At 28.1% G+C, this 5,146-nt stretch carries 3 protein-coding genes and 1 pseudogene; all 4 read right to left on the bottom strand.

Annotated features, from left to right (window positions below; genetic code table 11):
• Positions 1–413: 413 nt before the first annotated feature.
• Entirely contained in the window at positions 414–1,616 is a 1,203-nt protein-coding gene (locus tag PSI15_RS17025) for an MFS transporter (protein ID WP_273584562.1), read from the bottom strand.
• A gap of 12 nt (positions 1,617–1,628) precedes the next feature.
• A complete protein-coding gene (locus tag PSI15_RS17020; RefSeq protein WP_273584561.1) occupies positions 1,629–2,996 on the bottom strand; it encodes a hypothetical protein in 1,368 nt (455 codons plus the stop codon).
• Positions 2,997–3,006: 10 nt separating this feature from the next.
• Positions 3,007–4,434 carry an L-tyrosine/L-tryptophan isonitrile synthase family protein gene (locus PSI15_RS17015; RefSeq protein ID WP_273584560.1) on the bottom strand — a complete coding sequence of 476 codons (1,428 nt, stop codon included), beginning with the start codon at positions 4,432–4,434 and terminating at the stop codon, positions 3,007–3,009.
• A gap of 449 nt (positions 4,435–4,883) precedes the next feature.
• A pseudogene (locus PSI15_RS17010) lies at positions 4,884–5,084 on the bottom strand (transposase); the annotation flags it as partial.
• Positions 5,085–5,146 lie beyond the last annotated feature (62 nt).

Here is a 5,146-nt window from a genome sequence, read left to right as displayed (position 1 = left end):
AAGACCTGCTAAGTAACAGTATTTCTTAAACAGATCAATATAGATAACCCAGAACTTATAATTCTTCCAATATAGTGAGTAGAATTAAAAGGTTTTTCTGATAATATTGCCAATTGAATCTCGGATAGAATATTTTGAAGTTCCAATAAGAGGATATATGGCACAAGACCATAATCATCATTACCTCACTGAGATCTCCCCATCTGATGGTTGTGCTGGCAATGCCAATTTTTAAGGCAGAATTGCGCCTATGGAGGAATAAAAGCACGAAGAAGTCGCCGATAAAAAAGTTCAACTCATTTATCCATTGCCTGTTCCCTATAAGATCAGTATCTTATTGCTCTAAAACTCTGATCTTGGAACAGGTTTAGTTCAATTTCTTGTCCTGAACTCAGGAAAATTAGATACTATAATTATTTATCACCCGATAAATTTTTGCTTTTTATAAAAAAAACAATAGTGTATATAAAAATTAATATGACACCAATAATATTTAAAATACCCCACCCTCTTGGATGGCTCATCACAATTCCTACAGATAATGATGAAATCATATTAGATAGATAAACCACTAATGAATTTATTCCTTGTAATTTATGTTTAAATTTGCTGCTTACAAATTCATTAAGTAGGAATGTACCACCATTAAACATAAATGCCCATCCTAATCCAATAAAAAATAATGAAAATAGAAAGCTATGAAATCCATCTATAAAAATAGCTATAATCATTCCAATTATAAAAAAAAGGGAACCAAATAAAATTATATTTGTTGTTCTTAATTTATCAACAAAAAATGGTAGTATTAGTGCTGGAGCATACATAGCAAAAAAATGCCACTGTAAAACCAATGCGCTATCTTCTACATCAAAATTAGCATGTAACATAGCTAAAGGTGTCGCATTCATTAATAATGTCATCAATGAAAACCCTATGGCACAGCTACTTGTTGCTAAAAAAAACAACTTTGATTTTAATAAATTAACAAGCTCTTCATTTTTATAAGAACTTTTAATATGTTTGCCAATTATTTCTTTTTTTAATTCCATAGGTAAATAAAAAAATGATTGAATAATAATTATAATAACACATATTATAGCTGTTAATAAAAACGTTCCCAAAAAATGGTAATCAGGAAATATATATTCACCTTTCATCGCTAAAAAAGGGCCTGATATACCTCCAAAAACCCCTCCACCAATAATAATCGATATTGATCTTTTCTTATTTACCTCATCATCAAATATTTCAGCTGAAGCAAATCTGTAATATTGATTAAATACAGTTGAACTACCTAATACGAACGCCCCAAGTATAAAGAGAGTGAATGATTGATAAACAATAGATATACAAGCCAATACACTGCCAATTATCCCTATAATATTACCAATAATAAAGGAAATTTTTCTTCCATATATTTCCATTAACCTGGAAGCATAATAAACCATCAAAGCGGCACCACAAACTGTTGCGGTTATTGGTAATGTAGATAAGTAGGCAATGGGAGATAATTTATTGCCTACTAATGTCGATGTTAATGTTAACAGGGAAATAATTGAACCATTAAGCCCCTGACATATAAAAAGGATGATTAAATTAAGGTGTTTTTTTTTCATTTTTTACCAGTTTCATATTTTAATTAAAGGAATAGATAGAATATTTGAAAATGTATGGCTCACATTATCATTCGAGTATAGGAGAGGTTGATTTTCAGTATTTAACCAGTGAAATAGCTCTCCTCCATCTATTGGTGGAAAATATTTTTTTATTTTTTCATTTTTATATAACTCCAGGACGGTTGAGAAATTTATAACACCATCAATAACTGACATGCAAACATGTTGAGATAGTTTATTACCTCCTATCTTTCCTAAAGTATAAATAGCAGGTATATCATGTCTATCATGTTTCATATGAACCGTTAGTCTTATACAATTACTATAAAATTCATTTTGTAATATGCTTTCAACATCACCAATTAGATGAATTGATAAGTATTTTATTGTTGACTGTATTGTTATTTCTCGAAAATAGTCTATTGTATCATCAAATAACTCTATACTATCTACTTTATTAATCCAATAATTATGAGTGTCATTACGAAGTATACTAACAACTGCCATTGTTATTATTATTTTTTTATCCCCACCATTTTTAAGATACTCTTGAAGATTACTAGGCATAATTATGCCATGGTAACATAAATGGTAATTGGATAAAATATTATCCCAATCAATGTTAACTAAAATTGTTTTAAAAAATTTATTTATATTTTGATCATCTATTTTTCTGATATTTGGCATTAACATGTTTTTCTTTATCAATTCATTTTCATATGGCATAAATGTAATGAAAGCCTCATTATCAGAGAAAAAGTTTGCTATTATAGTTCTTTGACTATCATATCTTTTTATTTTTTCTTCATCCGTAAACAATGCGTCATGAAATCTATTTCCTCCAGTTACAACCAGTATATTAACTTTCTTCCCACTAATAATATGCACACTATTAGCTATTAATTGAAGCATCATGATAGCATAAAGCTCGGATAAATCAGCTGAGTATCCTTCCGTTTTTAAACCTCCGCAAGATCTTTTTGCCTGCCCCCAACCCAAAACAAATTTTAATTCCTCTTTATCTAAATATGAATAGATTTTATTTTGAAAAATAAATGTATCAATATAGCCTGAGTTTTTTGATATATCAGGATGTCTAAAAATTTCTGTTATACAAGCTGCCTGTAACCATTTGTGATCATCTAAGTTTGAATACATTATTCCATTTATTAATCCTTCAAGATTTCCTTTTATATTTTTCACGAAAATATTGGATTCTTTTTTTACTTTATTTTTAAGAGCATAAAGGAAGTTTTTAAATTCATCTTCTTGAAAATTATTACTGTCTATTTCTATTTTTACATCACTCCAATTTCTTATTATTTCATTAGGTAAATCTGTTTCACTTACAAATATTCTATCAGATAAAAATCTAGACATATAAGCCTTCCTATTCATTAGATAAATAATAAATTGGCTGTTTCAACAAACTCATTTCATATAGAGGATCGAAACTATCAGATTTATTTGTAGAAAAAGGATTTATATATATTTTTTTTTCATTTCTGCATTCTCTCTCTAATCTATATTTATAATCAACAGAGATATCTCCTTTTATTTTTCTAATTCCACCCACAGTGTGTTGTGCTGTCTTAGAAAAATCTCTCTGGGTTGATGAAATGAAATTAAATTCATTTTGCTTACCATGTATAGTTAATTTAATTGCTATAGGTAACTTATCATAAATGGTGTTTAATTTTCTATCCGTTAAAGAAATTGCCACATATCTCTTAGCAGCTTGCCATGCTTCAAAACGCATCTCTTTGATTAATGTTGGTGCATATGATGATTTTACTCCAATATTTTCATAAGAAAAAAGATGAGATTTTTTTATTCTACTTATTGGCTCTGAAAGAGAAGAAATAAATGATATGTATAGATTTTGGACTTCCCTGTCATGATAAATATCTTTATAATTCATTGCACTATAAAGAGAGTTATAATGAACGGATGTTAAAATAGACCAATATGTGTAATTAATTTGATTACCCAAGTCATTAGCGTGTTTTATTTTTTCTAGTGCGCTAGTTAAATCATCGCAACAGAATATGGGATCAAATTTTTTCGATAAGTAATTATAATTATTAATATACATAGATTCCCTTATGTCAGCATAATTGATCTCTTTATTTTCTAATATCCATTTTTCATAGTCACATATCTTCACAACATCTGAAATATTTAAAATATTTATCCAGTAATTGAGAGACATCTGATAATCATCAACTATACTTTTTGGAGTTCCACAGGCTCTATTATACTTATTACCATCTGCTAAAACTAAAAACTCACATTTAAAACCAGAAATATTTCTTATTATTTTGGCTATTTTAGCAAATCTTAACAAAGTATTTATTTCACCTAAATCTGGAAAATACCCTTTGTTTTTTATTGGTGAAATAGGTTTCCTAGATAAAATCGGCATAACAAGACATATCTTATTGCTACATTCAATAGATTCCTTAATCAAATCAACAGTATATTTTGGGGTAACATAACTATTATTGTTCTTAAAAAAATAATTATCAAAAAATGCTTCTGCTGCATATTCATAGGCTGTTAGTCTGTTAACTTCATAATTGGCTTTTTTATCTCTTATTCTTTTTATCAAAGCTGTTTGTCTCTTTGAAATACTAGTGTTAAATTTATGATGCAACTCTGGAATTATCCAGTTATAAAAATAATCACGATCAATATATTCAAAATCCTTTCCATGTACTTCTTCTATATTTAGTCTATGCCTTATTCTTTTCGTCATCTCAATAAGTCGGTGTGAGCTGGATATTTGCGTTCTTTTTTGTTCTTTATTTAATTTCATTTTATTTCCATCTTTTAATATAGAATATAAAAACATTAAGATTAATTTTCAAATGGTTATCACACTATAAAAATTGAAACCATATCCACGTTTATTTCCTACAAACAAAAATCACAATATTCCAAATTAATTATTTTTAATATTGTTAAACAGTATTTAAAAAAACAAAAAATAACAATATTTTTTTACGTTAAACTTAAAATACAAGATGCAAATCACATTGTTAAAAATGTTAAGTTTAAATCACCATTAAAAAACATTCAACTACAACAAAAACACTTATACGCAATAAACTTGAAGATGCATGAGAAAATGCAATTTATCTTACTGATTTTTAATAGTTAACTTTAAAATCAAACTAGCATCTTGAAGTTAAACGAGTATATGATACATCATGAAAATATTTATTATTTATGAAACAAAACCTTATTGGAACATTTTAATTAACCTCAACTCAGTTTAAGCACAGCGATTTCCTGATCACGTAAACCTAAGCTCGGCTTTTTCGGTTGGAACGTATAAGCCATTAAGCCTGATACGACCTCCAAAAAAAAGCCGACAACACGCCGATGTCTTGAGTGTTCTATCTGAGAAATATTTTTCAATTGATCATTGACGGTTTCTATTAAAAATCGTTTTCTTAAAATCACTGGTCATGACTCCAAAGGGTTAACTTGATATTCTTGCATTTTTTCAGGGCGTTGTTTCCTAA

Source organism: Xenorhabdus sp. PR6a (assembly GCF_028599065.1).
Classification (GTDB): domain Bacteria; phylum Pseudomonadota; class Gammaproteobacteria; order Enterobacterales; family Enterobacteriaceae; genus Xenorhabdus; species Xenorhabdus doucetiae.
The sequence above is the reverse complement of the archived record's forward strand: the minus strand, read 5'-3'. Positions and strand labels throughout refer to the sequence as shown.